25 protein-coding genes are annotated in these 22,480 nt (G+C 59.1%); 21 read left to right on the forward strand and 4 right to left on the reverse strand.

The genetic code is table 11. From position 1 onward, the window contains the following. Window positions 1-6: 6 nt before the first annotated feature. The 3 genes from RI101_10780 to RI101_10790 are packed head-to-tail and all read left to right on the forward strand — an operon-like array spanning window position 7 to window position 2,605. Window positions 7-1,107 carry a HEAT repeat domain-containing protein gene (locus tag RI101_10780; GenBank protein ID MEC4890534.1) on the forward strand — a complete coding sequence of 367 codons (1,101 nt, stop codon included), beginning with the start codon at window positions 7-9 and terminating at the stop codon, window positions 1,105-1,107. After that, window positions 1,100-1,864, forward strand: coding sequence for a HEAT repeat domain-containing protein (locus tag RI101_10785; GenBank protein MEC4890535.1), 765 nt, complete (start codon window positions 1,100-1,102; stop codon window positions 1,862-1,864). Before RI101_10780 ends, RI101_10785 begins: the two co-directional genes overlap by 8 nt. 33 nt (window positions 1,865-1,897) lie before the next feature. Beyond that, entirely contained in the window at window positions 1,898-2,605 is a 708-nt protein-coding gene (locus RI101_10790; protein ID MEC4890536.1) for a HEAT repeat domain-containing protein, read from the forward strand. 18 nt (window positions 2,606-2,623) lie between these two features. Here RI101_10790 and RI101_10795 read toward each other — a convergent pair whose 3' ends face one another. After that, window positions 2,624-3,946 (reverse strand): UDP-glucose/GDP-mannose dehydrogenase family protein, encoded by a 1,323-nt coding sequence (locus RI101_10795; GenBank protein MEC4890537.1) that lies wholly within the window; start codon window positions 3,944-3,946, stop codon window positions 2,624-2,626. A gap of 175 nt (window positions 3,947-4,121) precedes the next feature. On the opposite strand from RI101_10795, the gene RI101_10800 reads away from it, so the two are divergent. The 3 genes from RI101_10800 (at window position 4,122) to RI101_10810 (ending at window position 6,889) form a co-directional block, all read left to right on the forward strand. Next, window positions 4,122-4,532 (forward strand): CBS domain-containing protein, encoded by a 411-nt coding sequence (locus RI101_10800; protein ID MEC4890538.1) that lies wholly within the window; start codon window positions 4,122-4,124, stop codon window positions 4,530-4,532. 55 nt (window positions 4,533-4,587) lie between these two features. Beyond that, window positions 4,588-6,135: a fused MFS/spermidine synthase gene (locus tag RI101_10805; protein ID MEC4890539.1), complete on the forward strand. Its 1,548-nt coding sequence runs from the start codon at window positions 4,588-4,590 to the stop codon at window positions 6,133-6,135. Window positions 6,136-6,412: 277 nt separating this feature from the next. Further along, entirely contained in the window at window positions 6,413-6,889 is a 477-nt protein-coding gene (locus RI101_10810; GenBank protein ID MEC4890540.1) for a hypothetical protein, read from the forward strand. 84 nt (window positions 6,890-6,973) lie between these two features. Here RI101_10810 and RI101_10815 read toward each other — a convergent pair whose 3' ends face one another. Together RI101_10815 and RI101_10820 are read right to left on the reverse strand one after the other, a co-directional pair. Further along, window positions 6,974-7,303, reverse strand: a complete 330-nt coding sequence (locus RI101_10815; GenBank protein ID MEC4890541.1) for a hypothetical protein — start codon at window positions 7,301-7,303, stop codon at window positions 6,974-6,976. A gap of 231 nt (window positions 7,304-7,534) precedes the next feature. Then, window positions 7,535-7,882 carry a 4Fe-4S dicluster domain-containing protein gene (locus RI101_10820; protein MEC4890542.1) on the reverse strand — a complete coding sequence of 116 codons (348 nt, stop codon included), beginning with the start codon at window positions 7,880-7,882 and terminating at the stop codon, window positions 7,535-7,537. A 214-nt stretch (window positions 7,883-8,096) separates the two neighbouring features. Here RI101_10820 and RI101_10825 point away from each other — a divergent pair, with 214 nt between their 5' ends. The 15 genes from RI101_10825 (at window position 8,097) to RI101_10895 (ending at window position 21,684) form a co-directional block, all read left to right on the forward strand. Further along, window positions 8,097-8,591 carry a DUF192 domain-containing protein gene (locus RI101_10825; protein ID MEC4890543.1) on the forward strand — a complete coding sequence of 165 codons (495 nt, stop codon included), beginning with the start codon at window positions 8,097-8,099 and terminating at the stop codon, window positions 8,589-8,591. A gap of 57 nt (window positions 8,592-8,648) precedes the next feature. Next, complete coding sequence (locus RI101_10830) at window positions 8,649-8,969, forward strand: Rieske 2Fe-2S domain-containing protein (protein MEC4890544.1); 321 nt, start codon at window positions 8,649-8,651, stop codon at window positions 8,967-8,969. 57 nt (window positions 8,970-9,026) lie between these two features. Next, a complete protein-coding gene (locus RI101_10835) occupies window positions 9,027-9,371 on the forward strand; it encodes a protease inhibitor I42 family protein (protein MEC4890545.1) in 345 nt (114 codons plus the stop codon). A 5-nt stretch (window positions 9,372-9,376) separates the two neighbouring features. Beyond that, the gene (dat, locus tag RI101_10840) at window positions 9,377-10,216 is read left to right on the forward strand and encodes a D-amino-acid transaminase (GenBank protein ID MEC4890546.1); all 840 of its coding nucleotides are present in this window, start codon (window positions 9,377-9,379) and stop codon (window positions 10,214-10,216) included. 110 nt (window positions 10,217-10,326) lie between these two features. Further along, entirely contained in the window at window positions 10,327-10,818 is a 492-nt protein-coding gene (rimP, locus tag RI101_10845) for a ribosome maturation factor RimP (GenBank protein MEC4890547.1), read from the forward strand. A gap of 55 nt (window positions 10,819-10,873) precedes the next feature. Next, window positions 10,874-12,031, forward strand: coding sequence for a transcription termination factor NusA (gene nusA, locus RI101_10850; GenBank protein ID MEC4890548.1), 1,158 nt, complete (start codon window positions 10,874-10,876; stop codon window positions 12,029-12,031). A 24-nt stretch (window positions 12,032-12,055) separates the two neighbouring features. Continuing rightward, the gene (infB, locus tag RI101_10855) at window positions 12,056-14,635 is read left to right on the forward strand and encodes a translation initiation factor IF-2 (GenBank protein ID MEC4890549.1); all 2,580 of its coding nucleotides are present in this window, start codon (window positions 12,056-12,058) and stop codon (window positions 14,633-14,635) included. 33 nt (window positions 14,636-14,668) lie between these two features. Further along, on the forward strand, window positions 14,669-14,950 hold the full coding sequence (locus tag RI101_10860; GenBank protein ID MEC4890550.1) for a DUF503 domain-containing protein: 282 nt from the start codon (window positions 14,669-14,671) through the stop codon (window positions 14,948-14,950). A 5-nt stretch (window positions 14,951-14,955) separates the two neighbouring features. Further along, window positions 14,956-15,423 (forward strand): 30S ribosome-binding factor RbfA, encoded by a 468-nt coding sequence (rbfA, locus tag RI101_10865; GenBank protein ID MEC4890551.1) that lies wholly within the window; start codon window positions 14,956-14,958, stop codon window positions 15,421-15,423. Continuing rightward, window positions 15,420-16,367, forward strand: coding sequence for a tRNA pseudouridine(55) synthase TruB (gene truB, locus RI101_10870; GenBank protein ID MEC4890552.1), 948 nt, complete (start codon window positions 15,420-15,422; stop codon window positions 16,365-16,367). The genes rbfA and truB overlap by 4 nt, the downstream gene beginning before the upstream one ends. 25 nt (window positions 16,368-16,392) lie before the next feature. Then, window positions 16,393-16,662: a 30S ribosomal protein S15 gene (rpsO, locus tag RI101_10875; GenBank protein ID MEC4890553.1), complete on the forward strand. Its 270-nt coding sequence runs from the start codon at window positions 16,393-16,395 to the stop codon at window positions 16,660-16,662. A 142-nt stretch (window positions 16,663-16,804) separates the two neighbouring features. Further along, complete coding sequence (gene pnp / locus RI101_10880) at window positions 16,805-18,922, forward strand: polyribonucleotide nucleotidyltransferase (protein ID MEC4890554.1); 2,118 nt, start codon at window positions 16,805-16,807, stop codon at window positions 18,920-18,922. Window positions 18,923-18,927: 5 nt separating this feature from the next. Further along, entirely contained in the window at window positions 18,928-20,181 is a 1,254-nt protein-coding gene (locus RI101_10885; GenBank protein ID MEC4890555.1) for a pitrilysin family protein, read from the forward strand. Between the two features lie 273 nt (window positions 20,182-20,454). Then, a complete protein-coding gene (locus RI101_10890; GenBank protein ID MEC4890556.1) occupies window positions 20,455-20,964 on the forward strand; it encodes a hypothetical protein in 510 nt (169 codons plus the stop codon). A 51-nt stretch (window positions 20,965-21,015) separates the two neighbouring features. Beyond that, the gene (locus tag RI101_10895; protein ID MEC4890557.1) at window positions 21,016-21,684 is read left to right on the forward strand and encodes a hypothetical protein; all 669 of its coding nucleotides are present in this window, start codon (window positions 21,016-21,018) and stop codon (window positions 21,682-21,684) included. 112 nt (window positions 21,685-21,796) lie between these two features. Here RI101_10895 and RI101_10900 read toward each other — a convergent pair whose 3' ends face one another. Beyond that, window positions 21,797-22,462 (reverse strand): MCP four helix bundle domain-containing protein, encoded by a 666-nt coding sequence (locus RI101_10900; GenBank protein MEC4890558.1) that lies wholly within the window; start codon window positions 22,460-22,462, stop codon window positions 21,797-21,799. Window positions 22,463-22,480 lie beyond the last annotated feature (18 nt).

Consider the following 22,480-nt stretch of genomic DNA (forward strand, 5'->3'; position numbering starts at 1 on the left):
GAATCTATGTCCAAGGAAACCATTGAAACATTAGTTTCTGAGCTGGTCCATGAAGAGGACTGGCGCCGGATGCGGGCGACGGCCGCCTGTGTGGCGGGCGGGCCGCGGGCCGTGCAGGCGCTGAGCGAGGTGTTGCGAACTGGCACGACGGAGCTGAAAAAAGAAGCGGCGGCGATGCTGGCCCGCATCAAGGATCCGCAAGCGGGGGTGGCGCTCGTCGGTCTGCTCGAAGATAGCGATGAGGTGGCGCGCAAGGCCGGGGCGACCGCTTTGGAGCATATGGCCGGTGTCCTCGATACGGATACCGCCGCGGCGCTGGTCGCGTTGCTGCTGAAGACGCCGGAAGGCGAAGCCCGGCAGGTGATGACGCATCTCGTCGGCGCGATTCCGACAGCGGTGATTCCTCTGTGCGAGATGCTCAAACATGTGGATCCTGAGGTGCAAATCACGGCTGCGCTGATGCTGGATCAGCTTTTGGACCCCCGTTCCATCGATGCCTTTATCGACGCGATGGGGCAGCCGGCGGTGCGGGACATCGCGGTCGGCACGTTGAAAAAACTGAGCGCCATCCGCGAGCGGATCGATGACATGTTCAACGCGCTTCGGGATGTGGAAGGGGCCAGTGAGCGGGAAGAAGCGCGGATGTCCACGGTCATCAATCTGTTAGGCATCGGCCGGCCCAGCGTTGAAATCCTGATCGAATATCTTGAAGATGAGGATTGGCTCGTGCGTGAGGCGGCAGCCGATCTGTTGGGGAAGATTGCCGATGTGCGGGCGGTCGAGCCCTTGATGAAGCGGCTGGCGCACGACAAGGACACGGGGGTGAAGGAGCTGGCGATCAAGGCGCTGGGCCTGATCGGCGACGCCCGCCCGATGCAACTGTATTTGGAAGCGATTCCGATCCGTCCGTTGCGGGTCTATGCGATGGAAGCGCTGGCGAAGATCAAGGACGTGGAGGCCTTGCGTCCCCACAAGGAGCTGTTCGACCGGCTGAGGACGGATCGCGACGGACTGGTGGCCTATAATGCCGGCTTGATTGCCGACAAACTGGAAGCCTTGGCCGGCACGCCGGTCACGGGAGAGGAAGGACAGGACGAGGATGAGTAACGAGACGGAATCGGATCGGATCGATCTTCTCATTTCCGCGCTGCGCGACGAGAACGAAGCCTTGCGCGACCATGCCATTGCGAGTTTGGGGCAGATGGGGCCCGATGCGGTGCCCCGATTGATCGGGTTGATGGCCGACGAAGATGTGGTGATTCGTGAAGCCGCCACGACGGCGGTGGTTAGGATCGGGCCGACGGTGGTCGAGGCGTTGCTCGAGGCGCTGCAGGACGACGAGTGGGCGATTCGCGAGCAAGCGGCATCCGGACTTGGCAAGCTGAAAGATCCTCGCGGCGTGGAACCGCTGGTGAAGGCGCTCAAGGATAAGGATGGGGCGGTGCGGACGGCGGCGGTGTGGGCGCTGGAGCGGATCGGCGATCCCCGAGCGGTCCCCGGCTTGATTGACGCGCTGACAGACAGTACTCTGCGGGAAGATGTCGCGCGGGTGCTGAAGAAGATCGGCGATGTGCGGGCGGTCGAGGCCTTGATCGACGGCCTCTTGGGCAACAACTGGATGGTGCGCCGTCACGCGGCTGAAGCCCTCGGGAAAATCGGGGACGCCCGCGCGGCCGGACCGTTGATCGAATCCTTGAAGGATGAAGACTGGCTGGTGCGCCGGAATGCGGCGGAGTCCCTGGCTAGGCTGGGGGCGAAAGAGGCGATTCAACCGCTGTTGCCGCTGCTTGAAGATGAAAATACGATGGTGCAGGAAACGGTGGAAGGGGTGTTGGCGAGTCTTGGTTGGAAGTCGGGTCAATAACCGCTCACTACATACAGAAGAAGGACACACGTTATGGCAGATGAAGCTCCAGTGAAATTGATTCAGATCGGTCCGAAGGGCGGCGAGAAAAAAGACGGATTCAATCTCGTGACCGAGCGGGTCGTCGCAGTCAATCCAGAAGCGAAGCAGATCGAAGTCGAGCTGCTGGCCTATGACGGCAAGACCGTCGTGCTGGACGTCGCCGAGGAAGCGCTTGAGGACCTCAAGAAGCTCAAGGTCGGGGACGGCGCGACGATTCGTGTGGTCGAAGAAGGCGGGAAGCGGGTCGCCAAGAGCTTCCGGATTCGCGCGAAAGACCCGAATGCGGCGAAAGCCGACGCGATGCTGCTGGATCTCAAGGACCCGCATTGGCTGAACCGGAAATACGCGGCGGAAGTGCTGGGTGAACTCAAGGATCAGCGGGCGGTCATGCCGCTCGTGAATGCCCTCACCGATGAAGTCGGCGATGTCCGGCAGCGGGCCTATGATTCGTTGATCAAGCTGGGCGGAGTGTCCGTGTCATCGCTGGTGCCGTTGCTGGTCTCGGAAGAGGATGAAATCAGGCAGTCGGCCACGGAGATTATCCGGAAAATCGGCAAGCCCGCCGTGGAGCCCTTGGCGACGGCGTTGACCGATGCCGATGACCGCTTGAAGACCAGGATCATGAAGGTGCTGGACCGGATGGGCTACAAGCCGAAGACGAAGCCGGAGGCTGCGGTCGAGCTGCCCAGGCTGACATAGGCGAACTGCGAGCCCCGCTTACGCCGAGCGGGGCTCTTGGGTCGGCCGGCCGACGGAGACGTGGCGGAAGCCGTAGCCGGTGACCTTCTCGGAGTCGTAGACGTTCCGCAGATCGAGCAAGAGCGGCTGCCGCATGGTCTGCTTCAATCGCTCGAAGTCCAGGTTCCTGAACTGATTCCATTCGGTCATGATGATGAGCCCGTCCGCCTGGTCGGCCACGTCATACATGTCCTGGCAGGGAATCATCCCAGAAATCAGCTTGGCCGCTTCCTCCATGGCCACGGGGTCGTATCCTCGCACTGCGGCCCCTTCCTTCATCAAGGCATTCAGGATCGTCAACGATGGGGCTTCCCGCATGTCGTTGGTATTGGGCTTAAACGAGAGGCCCAGCACGCCCAGCGTTTTGCCTTGCAGACCGCCACAGGCCTCGCGAATCTTCGTCACCATGCGCAGATGCTGTTCATAGTTCACCTTGGCTGCGGCTCCCGCGATCTGGAATGGATAGCCCACTCGTTCTCCCGTCTGGACCAGCGCTGCGAGATCTTTCGGGAAGCAGGAACCGCCGAACCCTGGACCCGCGTGGAGAAATTTGCTGCCGATCCGATGGTCGAGCCCCATGCCTTTGGCCACCATTTGCACGTTGGCTCCCACCCGTTCGCAGACAGTGGCCATCTCATTGATGAACGAAATCTTGACGGCCAGGAAGGCGTTCGAGGCGTATTTGATCATTTCCGCCGTCGGCACGTCGGTGGTGACGAACGGCGTTTCGATGAGATAGAGGGGCCGATACAGGTCTTTCATGATGGCGACGGCCTGCTCGCTGTCCGCGCCGATGACCACCCGATTGGGCCGCATGAAGTCTTCGATCGCCGATCCCTCGCGGAGAAATTCAGGATTCGACACGATATCGAATCGGAACCGGTCCGATTGATGCGCCTTGATGACCTCGCGGAGCTTCTCGCCGGTCCCGACCGGCACCGTCGATTTGGTGACGATCACTTTATAGCCGGTCATGTGCTTGGCGATACCCCGGCCCACTTCTTCGACGTAGGACAAATCCGCAGATCCGTCCGATTTGGGGGGCGTCCCGACGGCGATAAAGATGACCAGCGCTTTGTCGACGGCCCGCGCAATGTCCGTGGTGAAGGTGAGACGGTTTTCCTTGATTCCCTTGGCGACCAGCTCGGTGATGCCTGGTTCGAAGAACGGGACGTCGCCTTTTTCAAGCTGCGCAATTCGTTTGGCGTCGGTGTCCATGCAGGTGACGTGGACGCCGAATTCCGCGAAGCAGGCTCCTGTAACAAGCCCGACATAGCCGGTTCCGATGACGCTGATGTGCATGGGCGCGGATCTCCTCAGTGAAAATTCGTAAATTTGTCGAAGTATAGCAACGAGGAGAAGCGTGGGCAATGAAATGTGTATGCGGCGTCATGGTTCCCCTTCGGAGGGTTGTTTCGTTGACTCTTTGAAAATCGGGTGAGTAGAATCGCCTTCCGATTTGGCAGGAGAGAGGCGCATGACGGGGTCGAGCGGAATCCAGCGGCCGCTGGCGGTGATGATGCAGCCGGTCGTCCATACGATCCGTCCGGAGGCCTTGGTGGTTGAGGCCGCCCAACAGATGCGTCAGGGGAAGGTTGGCGCGCTCCTGGTTCGGGACGGCCGGCGCGATCTGGGGATCGTCAGTGAAACGGATCTTGCGAGAAAGGTGCTCGCTGAATCACTGGACCCGGCGCAGACGACGGTTCGTTCGGTTATGAGCGCTCCGTTGGTGACGATTGACATTGCGGCGTCTCCTCACGAGGCCAGCGACTTGATGGCTGAAGCCGGGATCCGGCATCTTGTGGTTGTTGAGGGCGGAGAGGTCGTGGGCATGTTGTCGGTAAGAGATCTGTTGCGCTATTTCAAAAATTGGGGGAGCCAGTTGTGATGCCTGCGCGTGATGTGCCGCCCATCGTTCAAATCCATCCGGTCGTGTCTGTTTCATGACATCGGAACGTCCCGCTCCCATCTCCCGCAGTGTGCTGCTGTCGACGGCCCTTATTACGGGCGCGGTCGTGATGGCGCTGGAAATTGTGGGGAGCCGTCTGCTGGCTCCGGTCTTCGGGAATTCCCTGTTTGTCTGGGGCGCCTTGATCGGGGTGATTCTCGCCGCGATGAGCAGCGGGTATGCTTTTGGGGGATGGGCGTCGGATCGGTATCCCGGGGGCGCGGTACTGGCCGGGCTGTTGCTCTTTTCCGGATCATGGACTTTTTTGGTGGCCTGGGCAAGCCAGCCGATCTTGTTCCAGGTGGAAGCCTGGATTCAGGACCCGCGCTGGGGCCCCTGTTTGGCTGCGACCGTGCTCTTGGCTCCACCGGCCTTTGGGCTGAGCGGAGTGTTGCCGGCGATGTTGCGATTGGCCGTGTCCGATATGGGCCATCTTGGCCGCCATACCGGCCGTCTGATTGCGCTGTCGACGGTCGGCAGTTTGATTGGAACCTGGGGGACCGCGTTTTTCCTCCTCTCCTGGATCGGAAGCCAGGCGCTTGTGGCTTGGTTGGGCACTATTCAAGTCGTGCTGGGAGCGCTCTGGCTGTGGAAGGGATCCGGGGTTGGGCGCCTTGTGCAAATTCTTATCTTGGTCGTCCCGGCGGTGTCAGCCGTGGGTGCGAGTCATCCCATCCAGAAATTGAATCCGCCGGTGTATCAGGAAGATAGCCCCTATCAGCAGGTGCGAGTCCGCGACGACCAACTGTTTCGTTATCTGGTGCTGGATCGGACCTTTCACGCCGTCATGTGGAAAGCCGATCCGCTGCCGCTATTTCTCCCCTATAGCCAGTTGATGGTGTCGTCGCTGGCGCTGGTCGAGCATCCGCAGCGAGGACTGATTCTTGGACATGGCGGCGGATCGCTGGCCAAGTGGCTGGCCCATTACTGGCCCGATCTTGAGATGGACATCGTCGAGTTTGACCCTACGGTTGTGCGCATGGCCGAGGAATATTTCGGGTATCATCCGCCGGCCAATCACCATGTGCATGTCAAGGATGGACGGGCCTTTCTGAACACGACGGAATACGCCTACGATCTGATTTGGATCGATGCCTTTGCCCGGCATATGATCCCGTTTCATCTCACGACCACCGAGTTTTTCTCGGCGGTGCGGGCGCATTTGAAGCCGGATGGTGTGGTGGCAGTGAATCTGGCGTCGTCGGGAGAAGAGGTGGACAATGTTCGAGCGGCCGCGGTGGTGCAGACGATGAAGCGGGCCTTTCCGACGGTCGAAACGTTTGCCGTGAAGGGGCCGTGGAAACAGAATCAGACCAAAGCGGAGAATTTGATCTTTTTTGCCGGAGGGCCAGTTGATCGAGGAGCGCAGAGTGAATTTGTCTCGAAAGTGACGGAGATGGCGCTCAATCGGCAGTTGCCCTCAGAAGCGATCGCCTTGCTGGGCACCCATCGAGATAGGCCTTGGCCGAGAGGGTTTGAGTTAAGCGACGATTTTGCCCCCTATGATGTTCTGATTGGGAAAGAGGTCTCAGTGAACCAATAATTGACGGCATTGGTCGCTAAGTGGCTGAAAAGGTGTTGATCTCTGTTGGTTTAATCTGAGGATGGGCAAGATTGCCTTTCTTTTCATGGGTGGGTAGAAGCTGCTTGCTTCCATTTTGGCCCCTATGCTATAAGACTCGCCTCGTGATGGAGTAGATGTTGGCAAACGGTGTTGACGTGAAAGTCGGAAGTCATCGAAGCAGTCAAGGCTATCAGAGCTTGGCGGTAGTTTTTTACCAACCTAATCACATCTCTTCTTCTTTTTAAGGAGGTAGGTCATGGGTAAGACGATGTTATCGGTCCTTTTTGGCCTCGGGATGATCGTCGCCGGAGCCTCGGCTGCACATGCACTTCAGGCTGGCGGCGTCGAAGTCGGCGATCTGGAAACCGGATCCGTGGTGGGCCAGCCATTCAAGGATCTCGAAGTGGATGCCCAGTTTTACGCGGTGGAAATCGGCAACATGAAGACCTGGTATCCGCCGACCACGGTGATCGATTTCAAGACTCGTCCTGGCGCGCCGGTGCTGTTGAAGGTGACGAATAACTCGTCCGCCGAGCATGGCTTCCAACTTACGGCTGCCGTGAATCAGTCCGCCCCGACCGTGTTGAACACCCAGGTTGTTCTGAAGCCAGGTGAGACCAAGTATATCGGTGTGCCCACCAGCGATCTGTTCTATGCCGCGGGCAACGTGTTGACGTACCGCTGCCATTTGCATCCGGCGCATGTCGGCGGCAAGCTGGTGATGCTGAAGTAGTTTGACTCACTCTCGTGAGCAGTAGAAAGGCCCCAGTGGATCCTCCACTGGGGCCTTTCTCATTCTTTGGCAGCGGGTTGCTCGCTAGGCTTCGTCGGGTTGGCAGTCTGAGCCATCTTCCAAGGGAACACGCTGGACTGCGGTGAGCTTCCCTTCCTTAATGAGCAGCAGGTACCGGTTTTCAATCGGTGCGGGCAGCTGCCGCTCCACGACGATTGTGCGGACATCGACCACCATTTCATCTCCGTCCCATTGTGTGCCGTTAACGATCCACACATGGCTGGTGGCATCGGGGAAATGGTGCGTGACAAAGCTCTCGATGATGGTGCCGAGTTCTCCGGTGCTGGCCTGAGCTAAGCCGGGGCTTGCGAGTGTGCACAACAACACTGCGAGGAGACTCCATCGGTTGCGCATGACTGCACCTCCAAAGCGGGAGTGAACGTCTCACTTGCTATGAGGGCACCGGAAGAAGGAGCTGGATCGAAAACGCCGTATTCTGTCTCCAGTCTATAGCTCAAACGGGTTCAAATCCAGTAGCGGGTGCATTTTTACAAGCGAGTAAAGGGGGCGCGGCGAGAAAAAGCCGAGGCCCCCTCTCCTGGCGGAAAGGGGGCCTCAAGGTAATCCAATATTGTAGCGTGCTGATTAGTTCCGAACGCCGCTCCAGATTTTGGCTGGATCAATGGCTTTATCGGGGTTCAAAGTTTTCGCCTTTTCCAACAGCACTTCGGTGGTTTCTGGATAGGCCGGGTCGGCGATGCAGCAGTTGTCGACGGGGCAGACCGCCGCGCACTGCGGCTCGTCGAAGTGCCCGACGCATTCGGTGCAGCGATCGTGCGTAATGACGTAAATATTATCGCCGACGCCTTGTCCGTCGCCGACATGATTTCCTTTGCCCTCGGCATCGCTCCGGGTTTCGAAAATTGCCTCGTTCGGACATTCAGGCAGGCAAGCTCCACAGGAGATGCATTCATCGGTAATCAGCAGTGCCATGACCCACGCCTCCTTCTCACTACAAAAGACAGATAAACAATGTTGACAAGATCGCGCCGCCCTGATCATAGTGCGTGCGCAATGTAGGGGGCCATTCTATTCTGTGGTTCTTTTCCAAGTCAACAGAACCGCGTCGGTCAGAAGGCCTAGAATGCCCGGGAATATGGGCCCATGGGCCCAGCAGGCATACGCATAGTTGCTGAAGGAAACGATCATGGCCATGGCACAGGAGAGCGATCGGGAGCAAAAGAAAAAGCGGATCATCATGATGCTCCTGCTGGCGGTGTTGCTCATGAGCGTCTCGATGTTTCTGGTTCCGCAAAAAGACACTGACGTGATTGTGGTAACGTTTCCGAGCGGCATCGCTGTGGAAGCGGAAGTGGCGCAGACCCCTGAAAAACTGCTTTTCGGGCTGGCGTTTCGTGACGGGTTGCCACCCAATACCGGGATGCTTTATATCTTCGAAGAGAACGGCCTGCACCGCGTCCGAACGAAAGAGTACCGGTTTCCCATCGACATGATTTGGGTGGATGAAAGCCATCATGTGGTGCATATGGTCGAGCATGCCGATCCCTGCGCGAAAGATCCTTGCCCGCTCTTTGGGCCTCCGCCGGAACTGGCCCGGTATGTGCTGCAAACTGAAGCCGGGTTTATCCAGCGATCGGGCGTGGCCAAGGGGGATGAGCTGAAATACGTGCTGCGCATGTAGGAGGAGTGACGGGGCAGCAGGAAGATGGGAGCCTGGAGAGGATTAAGGGAGTTGGGGATGGAAGGGTTTCAGCGAGTCGCACTGGTGAACGAGGTGCTGCCTGGACAATCGAAGGTGGTCACGGTCAATGATCGGGCTATTGCGCTCTTCAATGTCGATGGCAAGTTCTACGCGGTGCATAACCTCTGCCCCCATGAGGGTGGTCCCTTGAATGAAGGGCGAGTGAAGGGGTTTGTCGTGGCTTGTCCCTGGCACGATCTGGCGTTTGATATCCGTAATGGACAGGGGACTGACGGCGGCGGGTACTGCGTCGGAAGTTATGAGGTTCGCACGGAAAACGCGGAGATTTTTGTCGGTCCTCGGCGGAAAGCCTCGTGAGCGTCCGGGGCGCGTCGAGTTGGCCATCGTAAACAGTTTAGATGCAGCGAGTATTTTATGAATAGTGCGGGGCAGGACCAGCACAATTCCTCGAATGTCGGAGGCCCTCGGGTGATCGAATCGGCGATCGGCCGCTCCTTTACCCTCCATCTTTGGGAAGATCGAACCAGAGGGGAGCAATGGGTCCCGAGTTATAATACCAAAGGACTGGCGCTGGTGAACGATGAGTATTTGCGTATTGCCGGCAACAACGCCGTCGATAATGGCCGACGGACCTTTGAGTTTGCGAGCATGCTTCCAGGAACGCACGAGATTGTGTTTGAAAAGCGCATGGGATGGAAGTGCACCGCCGAAGACCGCCGGGTATTCCAGATTCATGTGACCGAGAACGGAAAAGGCTGACCGCCGTGCCCGCTATTGCATTTCTCAACGGCCGATTTCTTCCCTGGCAAGAGGCCACGGTCTCGATCGAGGACCGTGGGTTCCAATTTGGCGATGGGGTCTACGAGGTGGTCCGGACGTACCATGGCCGGCCCTTCGAGCTGGAGGCCCATCTCAATCGGCTTGACCGGAGCGCCGGGGAGTTAAGCCTGTCTCAGCCCTATTCAAGAGCGCAGTGGCGGGAATGGATTCAGCAAGGGATTGAAGAAGCTGGATTTGCCGAAGCGAAAGTCTATATCCAGATAACCCGCGGGGCGGCTCCGAGGGACCATGCCTTTCCCGTCAATGTGCCGCCGACGGTGGTGATGACGATCCGTGAGTTGCTGCCGTTCCCGGATCAGACCCGCGCCACCGGAGTGGCCGCTAAGACCTGCGAAGACTTACGCTGGGCACGGTGCGATATCAAGAGCCTGAATTTATTGGCGAATGTGCTGGCGCGAGAGGAGGCGAAGCGGGCCGGCGTGTTCGAAGCGATTCTTGTCAAAGATGGCCTGGTCACGGAAGGGTCGGTCAGCAACGTGATGGCGGTGCAAGCGGGAACGGTGGTCACCGCTCCGGAAGGTCCGCGGATCTTGTCGGGCGTGACACGAACCGTCGTGTTGGACCTCGCCAGAAAAGAGGGCCTGCCGGTGCGCGAGCAATTCCTGCCAGTCGAGTCGCTCTATGCGGCTGACGAAGTATTTCTCACGGGGACGACCGTGGAGGTGCTCGGTGTGATTCGGGTCGATGGACGGAGCATCGGGGCCGGTTTTCCCGGTCCGATCACCAGAGCCCTGGCGGCTCGGATGACGGCCCTGACGGGGTAGTCCCCCTTGCTTTGGACAGGGGGGCATGCTAAGGTTGCGCTGCTGGAAGTGGGCTCAGGCCCACTTTTTTGTTTGGGCGCTTATTTGGGTGACTATTCAGAGGATACGCGTTGACTACTCCGGAGCATGGATCCCGGTCGGTCAGTGACCGGCTTCAGGACATCATTTCTCCGATTCTTTGGACGCTGGGGTTGGAATTAGTGGAAGTGTCGTGTGTCGGGCAGGGGCCGCGCACCATCATCCGCGTATTCATCGATAAGCCGGGCGGCGTCACCGTGAAGGATTGTGAACGGGCCCATGTCGCTGTGGGGCCCGCATTGGATGTGGCAGATCCGTTTCCCCACACCTATACGCTTGAAGTGTCGTCACCAGGGCTCGATCGCCCCTTCAAACGGTTCCAAGATTATCAGCGTGCGGTTGGGAAGCGTGTGAGCCTTAAGCTGAAGGAGCCGCTGCATGGCCAGTGGCGTGTGGTCGGAGAATTGATGCAGGCGGACGAGGAGTCGATCGTGCTGGCGGTTTCGGCGAAAAAGGCGGCACCGGAACTGGTGACGCTGAACCGGCAGATCATTGCAGAGGCCCGGATCGCCATCGAAATATAGTGTGCAAGCCGGGGCCGAGACGGTTCCGCTGATGGATCGAGCAGGAGCGTGATGTATGAATCGAGAATTGATCGCAGTCATTGATGAGATCGGGCGCCAGAAAGGCATCGACAAGTCCCGCGTGATCGGCGCGATTGAGTCGGCCCTTCAAACGGCGGCCAAAAAGCGATTCGGCCAGGCGGAGAACATTCAGGTCGAAATTGATCCCAAGACGGGCGAGATCTCCGTCGTGTCGAAGAAAGTCATCGTCGATCAAGTCAGTAATCCCAAAGCCGAAATCTCTCTCCAGGAAGCGCGGCAATTCGACAGCGAAGCCGAAGTGGGCGATGAAATCGGCTCCTTGATCGAGATGGACGAACTCGGCCGCATCGCCGCCCAGACGGCCAAGCAAGTCATCTTTCAAAAGGTGCGCGAAGCCGAATGGGAAGCCGTGCAGAAAGAGTACTCGACCCGCCAGGGCGATCTGGTCAACGGCATCATTCTCGGCATGGAACGGCGCAATTACCTCGTCGATCTCGGAAAGACCGAGGCCGTGCTGCCCATTCAGGAGCAAATTCCCCGGGAGACCTATCGGCGCGGCGATCGGGTGAAGGCCATGCTGCTGGAGGTTCGCCGGACGCCGAAAGATGTGCAGGTCATTCTGACGCGGAGCCATCCGCAGTTCGTCTCCAAGCTGTTTGAGCTGGAAGTGCCGGAGGTCATGGAGAAGATCGTCGAGATCAAGTCGGTGGTGCGGGAACCGGGTGACCGGACCAAGATCGCCGTCACCTCGCGGGAAAAAGCCGTCGATCCGGTCGGCGCCTGTGTCGGCATCAAGGGGTCCCGGGTGCAAGCGGTCGTGCGCGAGCTGCGGGGCGAGAAGATCGACATCATTACCTGGACGCAGGACCCGCGTGTGTTCATCGCCGAAGCCCTCAATCCGGCGACGATCGAGAAGGTCGGCATCGATGACGAAAAGAAATCGGCGCTGGTGGTCGTGGCCGATTCGCAGCTGTCGCTGGCGATCGGCAAGAACGGCCAGAATGTCCGCCTGGCGGCTCGATTGACCGGCTGGAAGATCGATATTATCAGCGCGACCGAGTACGAGAAGGAAAAAGTCGAGAGAGATAAAGAGATCAAAGCGGCCCTGGCTGAAGAGGCCGAAGCGCAGCGACTCCAGGAAGAAGCGCGGCAGGCTGCCAAGGCAGAAGAAACCGAAACGACGACAAACTAGAATCGAGCACAACCAGTGACAGCTATGCGCGTCTACGAACTTGCCAAGAAGCTGGGGATGGAGAACAAGGATCTCATCCCCGAACTGAAGAAAATGGGTGTGTCCGTCGCCTCCCATAGCAGCGCTCTTGACGAGGATACGGTTCACAAGGCGCTGGAAAAGCTCGGTGCGAAAGCGAAGGGCATGGTCAAGTCAGGCAAGGCGGGGAGTGACGAGGCATCTGCAGCGGATCACCACGATGTGAGCCATGCTTCCAAGGGAGCTGGCGCCAAAGCGGCGCATGTCGAGGAGGCGGCGAAGCCCGACAAGCGGCGCATCCTCATTAAGAAAAAGAAAGAGGATGAGCCGAGCGAGGGCGCGGTTGTGCCTGCTCCGATGAGCGAGGTGGAGAGCCATGCGGCTGCCGCAAGCAGCGTGTCTCCCGCTCAGGCCGAGCCTGCCGCGCATCCGGTCGTGAGCGAGCCGCCGCCGAGTCCGGTGGCCGAGTTGCCGGAGTTGCCTGAGATCGGGACGATTCTCGCAGAGCCCCCCACGCCTCCCGTGGCGCCGGTGGCTGCCGCGGTGAAGCCGGCTGCCGGTGCGCCTGGACCAATGACGGCATTGGAGGCGGCCGCTGCCAAGAAAAAGAGCCTGGCGCTTGAGGCCATCGAGGCTGAAGGGCTCAAAGAGAAGCTCAAGAAGGCGAAGAAGACTGGCCGGCCGAAAGACGAGCAGGATGTGAAGTTCCGCGAGGATGCCGCGCGTTGGGAAGACCTGCGGGCCATTCCTGCGGTGCAGCGCCGGGACGATCGGTCCAAGCATCTGCATCACGCTCAGCCGGGAGAGGTGACCAAGCCTCGCCGGAAGAGCGTCAAGGTGGCGCCGGGGACGACCGTCAAGGAATTTGCCGAGCTGATCGGTCAGCGCCCTGCCGACATCGTCAGAAAGCTGATGGAGATGGGGCAGATGCTCACCTTCAATCAGCCGATGAATATGGATGCCGCGTCGATGATCGCCGATGAAGCCGGCGTCAAGATCGAAGTTTCCGTCGAAAAGGCCGGCGATGAGCTGTTGGAGCAAGTCGTGCAGGCGGGCAGTGGCGACGAGCTGTTGGTGCATCGTCCTCCGGTCGTCACGATCATGGGGCATGTGGACCACGGCAAGACCTCCCTGTTGGACGCGATCCGGCAAACCAACGTCGCGGAAGGCGAAGCGGGCGGCATCACGCAACACATCGGTGCCTATACCGTTTCCGTCAACGGGAAGCAGGTCACGTTCCTGGATACGCCGGGCCACGAAGCGTTCACGGCCATGCGGGCGCGCGGCGCGAAGGTGACGGATATCGTCATTCTGGTGGTGGCCGCCGACGATGGCGTCATGCCGCAGACGATCGAAGCCATCCATCACGCCAAGGCCGCAGGCGTGCCGCTAATCGTAGCCATCAATAAAATCGACAAGCCGGGCGCCAATTCCGATCGCGTCAAGAATGCGTTGTCCGAGCACGGGCTGGTTTCCGAAGCCTGGGGCGGCGACACGATCATGGTGGAAGTGTCGGCCAAGCAGAAGACCGGGCTCGACAACCTTCTTGAAATGATTCTTTTGCAGTCCGAAGTGCTGGAGTTGAAGGCTGACCCCAATCGCCAAGCCAAGGGCACGGTGGTCGAGGCCAAGCTCGAACGGGGCCGCGGTCCCGTGGCGACGGTGCTGGTTCAGAGTGGCACGCTCAAAGTCGGCGATGTATTCGTGGTCGGGTCATTCAGCGGCCGCGTGCGCGCCCTGCTCAATGACCGGGGCGTCAAAGTGCAGCAGGCCGGTCCTTCGATTCCTGTGGAGGTCAACGGCTTGCCCGGGGTGCCCTCCGCCGGCGATGTCTTCCAAGTGGTTTCCGATGAACGGGTGGCGCGCGAAATTGCCGACGAGCGGGCGCGGAAACAGCGGGCGGCGGATCTGGCCGGCCCGGCGAAGGTCTCGCTCGACGATTTGTTTGCCAAGATTCAAGAGGGGTCGGTCAAGGAACTGGCCATTGTCATCAAGGCCGATGTGCAGGGCTCATCCGAAGCGCTGGCGGGGGCGGTGGAAAAGCTGCCGACTCCGGCGGTCAGGCTGCGGGTCATTCACAACGGCGTGGGCGGCATTACGGAATCCGACATTCTGCTGGCGGCGGCCTCGCGGGCCATTATCATCGGCTTCAATGTGCGCCCGGAGCCGAAGGCGGCCTCGCTGGCTGAGCAGCAAGGCGTCGATATCCGGCTGTATACGATCATTTACGATGCGATTAACGATATCAAGGCGGCGATGGAAGGGTTGCTGGAGCCCACGCTCAAGGAGCGGGTCTTGGGCCGCGCCGAAGTCCGGCAGGTCTTTACCATTCCCAAGGCGGGAGTGGTGGCGGGCTCGTATGTGGTTGACGGCACCATTTCGCGGGCTGCCGCCGGTGTGCGGGTCATCCGGGATAACGTGGTGGTGTATCAGGGCAAGCTCGGGTCGCTGCGCCGATTCAAAGATGACGTGCGCGAAGTGCAGCAGGGGTATGAGTGCGGTCTCAGCGTCGAAAATTTCAACGACGTGAAGGCCGGCGACGTGATCGAAGCCTATGCCATCGACAAGGTTGCGGCGAAGCTCTAAACCGATCATCGGGCGGCTTGTGCGCGGATCATCATGGTCGTTGGAGTCTGTACGGTCGAACTGTTCATTCATGAGAGTCAATCGCTCAAAGAGAAGCGGCAGGTTCTGCATAGTCTGAAAGACCGCTTGCGGGGAAAGTTCAATATTTCTCTGGCCGAGGTTGATGGCCAGGATCTCTGGCAAAAAGCCGTGCTCGGCATGGCCTGTGTGGCCAACGACGGGACGCATGTGGAGCAGGTGTTGGAGCAGGTGTTGAACGTGATGAAGAGCATGCCGGCCATCGAAGTGGTGCGTGTGCACCGGGAGCTGCTGTAGTCTGCATGGGCGCGACGGTGGCGTATGAGGCGGCGCGTCAGGCCGGCGAAGGAATGATGTCGAAGTCAACGTACAAGCGGGCCGACCGGGTGGCCGACCAGATTCGGATGGAAGTGGCGGACATCTTGATGCGCAAGATCAAGGATCCGCGCGTGCGAACGGTGACGGTCACCGATGTCGAGCTGACGGCGGATTTGCGGATTGCCTACGTCTTTGTCACGACCATGGAGCAGGATGCCGCCGAACGCGATGTGTTCGCCGGATTATCCAAGGCCAGCGGATTTGTGCGGGCCGAGCTGGGCCGGCGCTTGACGCTCCGCTATCTGCCGGAAATTGTGTTCAAGAAAGATATGACCGGCCCGCGCGGGGACCGGGTGTTGAAGCTGTTGGATGAACTGCACGTCGACGATGAGCCGATGGGCGCGTCAGGTGTCGCGGGGTTGCCTGTCCCTCCGGCGGGAACGGTTTCATGACGGCGTCGATCGATATGATGGCCCAGACCGGCATTGCCGACGGCGTGTTGATTGTGAACAAGGAAGCCGGTTGGACGTCGCACGATGTCGTGGCCAAGGTGCGGGGATTGTTGGGCGGCGCCAAGGTCGGTCATGCGGGGACGCTGGATCCGGCTGCCACCGGTGTCTTGCCCTTGCTGATCGGGCGGGCCACGCGGATAGCGGAATATTTGGTCGGATGGGATAAGGAATATCGTGCGGTCCTGCGCCTGGGGGAAACCACGGACACGCAGGATGCGACCGGGACGGTGTTGCAGCGGGTCGAGACGGACGGAGTCAGTTCCGAATCCCTGCGGGACACGGTCGCGCGCTTTGTTGGGCCGCAAAAGCAACTGCCGCCGATGTATTCGGCGGTGAAAATCGCCGGGCGGCCGCTCTATAAGTCGGCGAGGGCCGGACAAACCGTCGAGCGGACCGAGCGTGACATCGTGATCCATGCGCTTGACGTGCTGGCCGTGGATGGGCGGGACATCACGCTCCGGGTCGTCTGCTCGAAGGGCACTTATATCCGGACGTTGTGCGCCGATATGGGGGAGGCCCTGGGTGTCGGCGGACATTTGTTGTCGCTGGAGCGCCGCCGAGTCGGAGCGATGTCAATCGACCAGGCGCTGACGGTTGAGCAGATTGCCGCACAGCTGGCGATCGGCACGTTGGGTCAGCAGGTCTGGACGCTGGATCGCGTCCTCGATCAATTGCCGCTGTGTACGGTCAGCGAGCAGGATGCGTCCCGTGTCTTACATGGCGCCCCGATTTCGCCGGCGGGATGGAGCGGCGTCGCTGAGCCAAGCACGATCAGAATCAAGGATGGACAGGGGCGGTTGTTGGCGATCGGCACCTATGATCCCCAGACGAAAGGGCCGATCAAAGTGCAAAAAGTGTTAGTCGATATCGGATCACTCAATTGAAGAGGAGCGAGGAGGAGTCGTAACCATGGCATTGTTAAAAGAAGCAAAAACCGAATTGATCAAGCAGTACCGGCAGCACGATACGGATTCCGGATCTCCGGAAGTGCAGATTGCCGTGCTGACCAACCGGATCACCTATCTGACCGAGCATTTCAAGACGCACAAGAAGGACCACCACTCACGGCGCGGTCTCTTGCAGCTGGTCGGCCGCCGCCGCCGGTTGCTTGATTATCTGCGCGGTGTGGATGAGGCCCGCTATCGGGCGGTCATCGAACGGTTGGGTATTCGTAAGTAGCCAGGAGAGAGACGGACGCAAGCCGCTGCCGCGCAAATGTGCGGCAGCGGCAATGACTGTCGCACAGGTGAACACGGAGATGCGCTTGCGCGCGAGCGTATCTCTGTGGGCATCTGTGGGACCAAACGGGAGGAGACCATAGATGGTACATGTCGTTGAACTGGAGATTGCGGGCCGCACGTTGCGGCTCGAAACAGGCCGGGTGGCCAAGCAAGCCGACGGATCGATTTGGGCGTCGTATGGCGACACCGTCATCCTGGCAACCGCGGTGGCGGCGCAGACCGCCAAGCCGGGCATCGATTTTTTGCCCCTCACGGTCGATTATCAGGAAAAGGCTTATGCGGCCGGGAAAATTCCTGGCGGCTATTTCAAGCGCGAGGGCCGGCCGGCCGAGAAGGAAGTACTGACCAGCCGCTTGATCGATCGTCCGCTCCGTCCGCTGTTCCCCGAAGGCTATTACTTTGAAACGCAGGTCATCGCCTCGGTGCTGTCTGCCGATAAGACGGGCTCCTCGGATGTCATCGGCATCACGGCGGCGTCGGCGGCGTTGTCCATCTCGAACATTCCCTTCAACGGTCCGGTTGCCGGTGTGAAGATCGGCCGGGTGAACGGCCAATTCATCGTGAACCCCGATTTGGAGACGCTGGAAAAGAGCGAGCTGCATTTAGTGGTGGCGGGCACCGCGGATGCCATCATGATGGTTGAAGCGGGCGCCAATGAACTGCCCGAGGCCACGATGCTGGAAGCGCTGGTCTTGGCCCATGCCGAGATCAAGAAAATCGTCGCCAAGATTACCGAGCTGGCGAAGATGGTCGGAAACAAGAAGCGCGAAGTGAAGGTCGAGGCGATCGATCCGGCGTTGGCCGCCAAAGTAAAAGCGTTGGTAGCGCAGCCCATTCGCGACGCGATCATGATCCCCAACAAGTCGGCCCGTCAGGAGAGGCTGGACGCTGTCATGGCCGAGGCGGTCGAGAAATTCAAGAATCCTGACGAGCCCACCAGTGAGCGGCACATCAAGATCGTGTTCCACGGATTGGAGTACACCGAAGTCCGGAACATGATTCTGGAGAAGCAGTCGCGCGCTGACGGGCGGGGACCGGCGGACATCCGGCCGATTACTTGCGAAGTCAACGCATTGCCGCGGGCGCATGGATCCGCCATTTTCACGCGCGGCGAAACGCAGAGCCTTGCGGTCGTCACGCTGGGCACCACGGACGACGAGCAGCGCATCGACGCCCTGGAGGGCGAATACATGCGCACCTTCATGCTGCATTACAATTTCCCGCCGTTCAGTGTCGGCGAGGCGCGGCCGCTTCGGTCTCCGGGCCGGCGCGAAGTCGGGCACGGGGCGCTGGCGGAACGCGCGTTGAAGCCGGTCATTCCGGGCAAAGACGTGTTTCCCTATACATTGCGCATTGTCTCTGAAATCCTGGAGTCCAACGGATCCTCCTCCATGGCGACGGTCTGCGGCGGCACCTTGGCGATGATGGATGCCGGTGTGCCGATCAAGGAACCGGTAGCCGGTATTGCGATGGGGCTGATCAAGGAAGGCGACGGGGTCATCATTCTGTCCGATATTCTCGGGCTGGAAGATCACCTGGGCGATATGGACTTCAAGGTCTGCGGCACCAAGAATGGCGTTACGGCCTTGCAGATGGATATTAAGATCGGCGGGATTACGACGGCCTTGATGCAGCAGGCGCTGGAGCAGGCTCGCGTCGGACGGCTCCATATTCTGAGTTGCATGGCCAAGGCGTTGACCGGTCCGCGCACGAACCTCTCCGCGTTCGCGCCTCGTATTTTCACGATGAAGGTCAAGCAGGACAAGATCCGGGACATCATCGGCCAGGGCGGCAAGACGATTCGCGCGATTCAGGCCGACTGTGGCGTCAAGATCAATATCGAAGACACGGGCATCGTGACGATTGCGTCATCCGATGAAGCGTCGCTCCAAAAGGCGAAAGATACGATCGGCCGCCTGACCGAGGAAGTGGAAGTCGGCAAGATCTACATGGGTACCGTCAGGAAGATCATGGATTTCGGCGCATTCGTCGAAGTGCTGCCGGGCACCGATGGATTGGTGCACATCTCGCAACTGGCGCACCATCGCGTGAAAGCCGTGGCGGATGAAGTCGCCGAAGGCGATCAGATCATGGTGAAGGTCATGGAAATCGACAAGCAGGGGAAGATCCGGCTGAGCCGGAAGGAAACCATGCCTGCGCCGGCCGGAAGCCCGGCGAAAGAACCATCGGCTGAGTAGCGCTCTTGTATCGCAAGCTCATTCTGGATAACGGGATCCGCTTGGTCAGCGAGCGGATCCCGACTCTCAAGTCCGTCACGGTCGGCATGTGGGTGAATGCCGGATCCCGCGACGAACAACCCTCGCAAGCCGGGTACTCTCATTTCATCGAACATATGTTTTTCAAAGGCACGGCCACCCGGTCGGCCACGGACATCTCCCGCGAGATCGACGCGTTGGGTGGAGAGTTAAACGCCTTCACGACGCGTGAGACGACGACATTCTACGTCAAAGTGCTCGATCAGCATCTCTCGCAGGCGCTGGCGCTGCTCTCCGATCTCTTCCACCACTCCCGATTCGGCGCCAAGGAAATCGAAAAAGAAAAGCAGGTCGTGATCGAAGAGATCCGGATGGTGCAGGATGATCCGGAAGATCTCGTGCAGGACCTGCATACCAGCCAGGTGATGGGCGCGCATCCGCTCGGCAGGCCGATTTTGGGCGAGGAAGCGGTCATCGGTTCCCTGCGGCGGCACGACCTGCTCGACTACATGGCTATGCATTACCGGCCTCAGGATATTGTGATTGCGGTGGCGGGGAGTTTCGATCAGCGCCGTTTGGAGCAGATCATCGTGCGGGAGTTCGACCGCCGAGGGCGCGTGGATACGATGGCCGCGCCGCCTCGCCGATCGCCGGAGATCCATGGTGGCGTCGTGCTGCAGCGCAAGCAGCTGGAGCAGGTGCATCTCTGCATCGGACTCAAGGGAGTTGCTGCCGGCCATAAAGACCGGTATGCCCTCTATGTGTTGAATAGTATTTTGGGCGGCAGTGTGAGTTCCCGGCTCTTTCAAGAAGTCAGGGAAAAGCGCGGCTTGGCCTACTCCATCTATTCCTATCTGTCTGGCTATTCCGATGGCGGAACTGTGACGGTCTATGCCGGAACCAGGCAGAAGGAAGTGGAGCGGGTGGTGGAACTGATTCGCCGCGAAATCCGGAGTATGGCAAAAAAAGGGATCACTCGCGACGAGTTGCGCCGGACGAAGGATCAGATGAAGGGCAGCCTCATGCTGAGCCTGGAGAGTTCGCACAGCCGCATGAATAAGCTGGCCAAGGATGAACTGATCAAAGGCGTGCATACCACCTTGGATCACATGATTCGCGATATCGATGCGGTGACAATGAAGCAAGTTAGTCGAGTGGCGGAAGAACTATTCGACGAAAACACGCTCGCGATTACTGGACTGGGGCCACTTTCTCAGCAGCAAATCCGGCATCTAAGATGAGAGTTTTTTAATGGGCGAGTTATATTAGAAAGGTTGCAGGGCTCAAGAATACATCATACATCGTTGTTATTATTTATATTTATCTGTGGATTGCAAATTTTAATCTTCGTGAAACAATCCCTTGACTCTCATGTGCCGATTCAGTAACATTGCCACGTTTTCGTGATACTCCGATATGAATGAGCAAAATCCGTATTTATTCGGTTGTGCTGAATTCATCGTCATCAACGTAAAGGTTCAGAGGTTGTTAACTTTATGAAGGAGGGACTAGGTATGAAGAGGGTCGTAGTTCTAGCCGCCGTTGCAGTGTTTTCTGTTCTCGGCTTGCTAGCGGCCGAATTTGCCGTAGCCGCCGATGCCCCAGCTGGGGGTGGTCCTGCCACCGACGTTGTCGGAGGCAGAGTCTTGAAGGGCGAAGCCGCCAAGACGCTTCAGGGCCGTGTCTGGTCACAGTGGGCCGACAATCCAGACGGAGAGCTCTTGTTCGGAATTCAGTATTGGAACACCGGGGATCCTGCTTCAGGGACTCCTGCCGGCCGTTCTTCAACGATGATGGATGTGAAGCCGCCGGATCCTTTGGTGACCTGCTGCGGATGGGGCTTTGTGGGCGGGACCGATAAGAACAATGCGTATGCCGGCTGGTACCATGCCGCGACGACGGTTCGTTTGGCTGTGAAGGACAAGGCGTTGATGGACCAGATCATCAAGGCTGCGCAGGAACTCGTAGCCATGGAAGTGACTTTGGATGGCCGGACGATTACCGGTTTCAAGGTCCTCAAGTAATCGATATCATCACGCTATCATTCTTTCATGTTGTTGAAGGAGGATTCGATTATGAAGCTTCAGAAGCAGGGCGGGGCCATTTTGGCAGCCGTTGCGCTGGTAGTCGGCATGGCTTCCACCGCATTGGCCATCGAAGCATTTCAGGAACGGTTTGAGTGGGGAGATATGAGCAAGCCCACGACGATCACCGGTCGGGTGATTGTGCTCGATCATTATGATGAAGCGGTCTGGATCAACGTCGCGGTGTTCGGCGGCAACGCCGAGAGCGGCCTCTGGTGGCAGAAAGTTCATCCGGGCAAGACCTTGAAGTTCTATGCTGACAAGGGTGCCTGGGAAGAGCTGAAGAAGATGGGCCGTCCGCATGCGGGCCCTGCCGCTGCCAAGGAAGTGCCTCCGGGCAGCACCACCGATCTGATCGAGTTTGTCGCGACGGAAACCGAGCAGAACCACCGGGTGATCTCTTCCGTGAAGCGGCTTCCGGAAGTGGCCGGTGCTCCTGGCAAGACGCTCAGCATCTCTGCGCTCCGCTTGAAGGAGTGCCAGGGGAAGAGCCAGGCTGATGCTGGTTGCGCCGCAGCGGTGCAACAGCTCAACACCTCGCCCAAGTCTCCGGATGGAGCGAGCTTGGCGCAGCAGTATGATGTGATGGCACCAGGCGGGCAGACCTTCGGTGGTTTGATTCCCTGGGAGGCGAAGTACAATTTGCCGGGCGGTCACTGATCTAGTTTCTGTGTGATGAAGAGGCGGTCACTCCTTGTGGGGTGACCGCCTCTTTCTTTTTCCGCCGCTGCGTGTAGGTCTGCCTGGAGGGGCTCTTCCTTCTGTTCTGTTCTCAGTTCTTTTGGCGTGGGGGTTTATTAACCGTGAATAGGACGAGCCCTGCGAGGAGCCCGCTGACGCCGATCACGATAGTGCTCATTGTGCGAAGCTGATGGTCTGCTTCGTCCCGCACTTCTCCCGCAATCCTTTCGACCACTTCCAGTAATTGATCCAGCTCGAGCGTTACGTCGATAAATTGTGTTCCGCCTTGCTCCGCTGCATTCTCCTCCGCAACATCCCGCAGGCGGTGTGCCTCGATTGGCGATGTCGTCTCCCAGCGCCGCTGAATCAGCCGAATCGTCTGTTCGGAAGTGGCCATGTAATCAGCGAGGCGTGTTTTGACGGCCTGGAGTTCGCGCAGCTCGTCCGCAGTCCCGCCTCGACGGGCTGTAGCCCCGTCGGAGGCCTTGATGAATCGGTTGATAGTCTGTTCGATCACCGACCGTCGTTGTGGCAATGCGGAGGCAATAGCCTGGAATTCCTTCTGCGAGCCGGCCTCAATCGCGCGCAGGACTGACGTCCGATAGCGGATCAGTTTGGCATTGATGTGCCCGAGATCGGTGGTGGCGAGGGTGTACTCCGCATAGATGACGCGGAGTTCCTGATCCACCTGGATGAGCGAGTAGCCGCCCCAGAGACCGGCCGCCATGATGAGCAAGCTGATGAGAATGTGCCGCATGTCTTCACGATACAGAAG

The sequence above is a fragment of the Nitrospira sp. genome, assembly GCA_035968315.1.
Lineage (GTDB): Bacteria > Nitrospirota > Nitrospiria > Nitrospirales > Nitrospiraceae > Nitrospira_D.

What these genes read in the sequence shown, in the direction of transcription:
- RI101_10825 (MEC4890543.1), top strand. Translation starts at nt 8,097, where the DNA reads ATGGCCATGGCACAGGAGAGCGATCGGGAGCAAAAGAAAAAGCGGATC.
- pnp (MEC4890554.1), top strand. Translation starts at nt 16,805, where the DNA reads ATGGTACATGTCGTTGAACTGGAGATTGCGGGCCGCACGTTGCGGCTC.
- RI101_10795 (MEC4890537.1), bottom strand. Translation starts at nt 3,946, where the DNA reads ATGCACATCAGCGTCATCGGAACCGGCTATGTCGGGCTTGTTACAGGA.
- RI101_10800 (MEC4890538.1), top strand. Translation starts at nt 4,122, where the DNA reads ATGACGGGGTCGAGCGGAATCCAGCGGCCGCTGGCGGTGATGATGCAG.
- truB (MEC4890552.1), top strand. Translation starts at nt 15,420, where the DNA reads ATGACGGCGTCGATCGATATGATGGCCCAGACCGGCATTGCCGACGGC.
- rbfA (MEC4890551.1), top strand. Translation starts at nt 14,956, where the DNA reads ATGGGCGCGACGGTGGCGTATGAGGCGGCGCGTCAGGCCGGCGAAGGA.
- RI101_10785 (MEC4890535.1), top strand. Translation starts at nt 1,100, where the DNA reads ATGAGTAACGAGACGGAATCGGATCGGATCGATCTTCTCATTTCCGCG.
- RI101_10890 (MEC4890556.1), top strand. Translation starts at nt 20,455, where the DNA reads ATGAAGAGGGTCGTAGTTCTAGCCGCCGTTGCAGTGTTTTCTGTTCTC.
- RI101_10790 (MEC4890536.1), top strand. Translation starts at nt 1,898, where the DNA reads ATGGCAGATGAAGCTCCAGTGAAATTGATTCAGATCGGTCCGAAGGGC.
- RI101_10900 (MEC4890558.1), bottom strand. Translation starts at nt 22,462, where the DNA reads ATGCGGCACATTCTCATCAGCTTGCTCATCATGGCGGCCGGTCTCTGG.
- RI101_10780 (MEC4890534.1), top strand. Translation starts at nt 7, where the DNA reads ATGTCCAAGGAAACCATTGAAACATTAGTTTCTGAGCTGGTCCATGAA.
- RI101_10860 (MEC4890550.1), top strand. Translation starts at nt 14,669, where the DNA reads ATGGTCGTTGGAGTCTGTACGGTCGAACTGTTCATTCATGAGAGTCAA.
- infB (MEC4890549.1), top strand. Translation starts at nt 12,056, where the DNA reads ATGCGCGTCTACGAACTTGCCAAGAAGCTGGGGATGGAGAACAAGGAT.
- nusA (MEC4890548.1), top strand. Translation starts at nt 10,874, where the DNA reads ATGAATCGAGAATTGATCGCAGTCATTGATGAGATCGGGCGCCAGAAA.
- RI101_10805 (MEC4890539.1), top strand. Translation starts at nt 4,588, where the DNA reads ATGACATCGGAACGTCCCGCTCCCATCTCCCGCAGTGTGCTGCTGTCG.
- RI101_10895 (MEC4890557.1), top strand. Translation starts at nt 21,016, where the DNA reads ATGAAGCTTCAGAAGCAGGGCGGGGCCATTTTGGCAGCCGTTGCGCTG.
- RI101_10820 (MEC4890542.1), bottom strand. Translation starts at nt 7,882, where the DNA reads ATGGCACTGCTGATTACCGATGAATGCATCTCCTGTGGAGCTTGCCTG.
- RI101_10830 (MEC4890544.1), top strand. Translation starts at nt 8,649, where the DNA reads ATGGAAGGGTTTCAGCGAGTCGCACTGGTGAACGAGGTGCTGCCTGGA.
- RI101_10810 (MEC4890540.1), top strand. Translation starts at nt 6,413, where the DNA reads ATGGGTAAGACGATGTTATCGGTCCTTTTTGGCCTCGGGATGATCGTC.
- rpsO (MEC4890553.1), top strand. Translation starts at nt 16,393, where the DNA reads ATGGCATTGTTAAAAGAAGCAAAAACCGAATTGATCAAGCAGTACCGG.
- RI101_10835 (MEC4890545.1), top strand. Translation starts at nt 9,027, where the DNA reads ATGAATAGTGCGGGGCAGGACCAGCACAATTCCTCGAATGTCGGAGGC.
- RI101_10815 (MEC4890541.1), bottom strand. Translation starts at nt 7,303, where the DNA reads ATGCGCAACCGATGGAGTCTCCTCGCAGTGTTGTTGTGCACACTCGCA.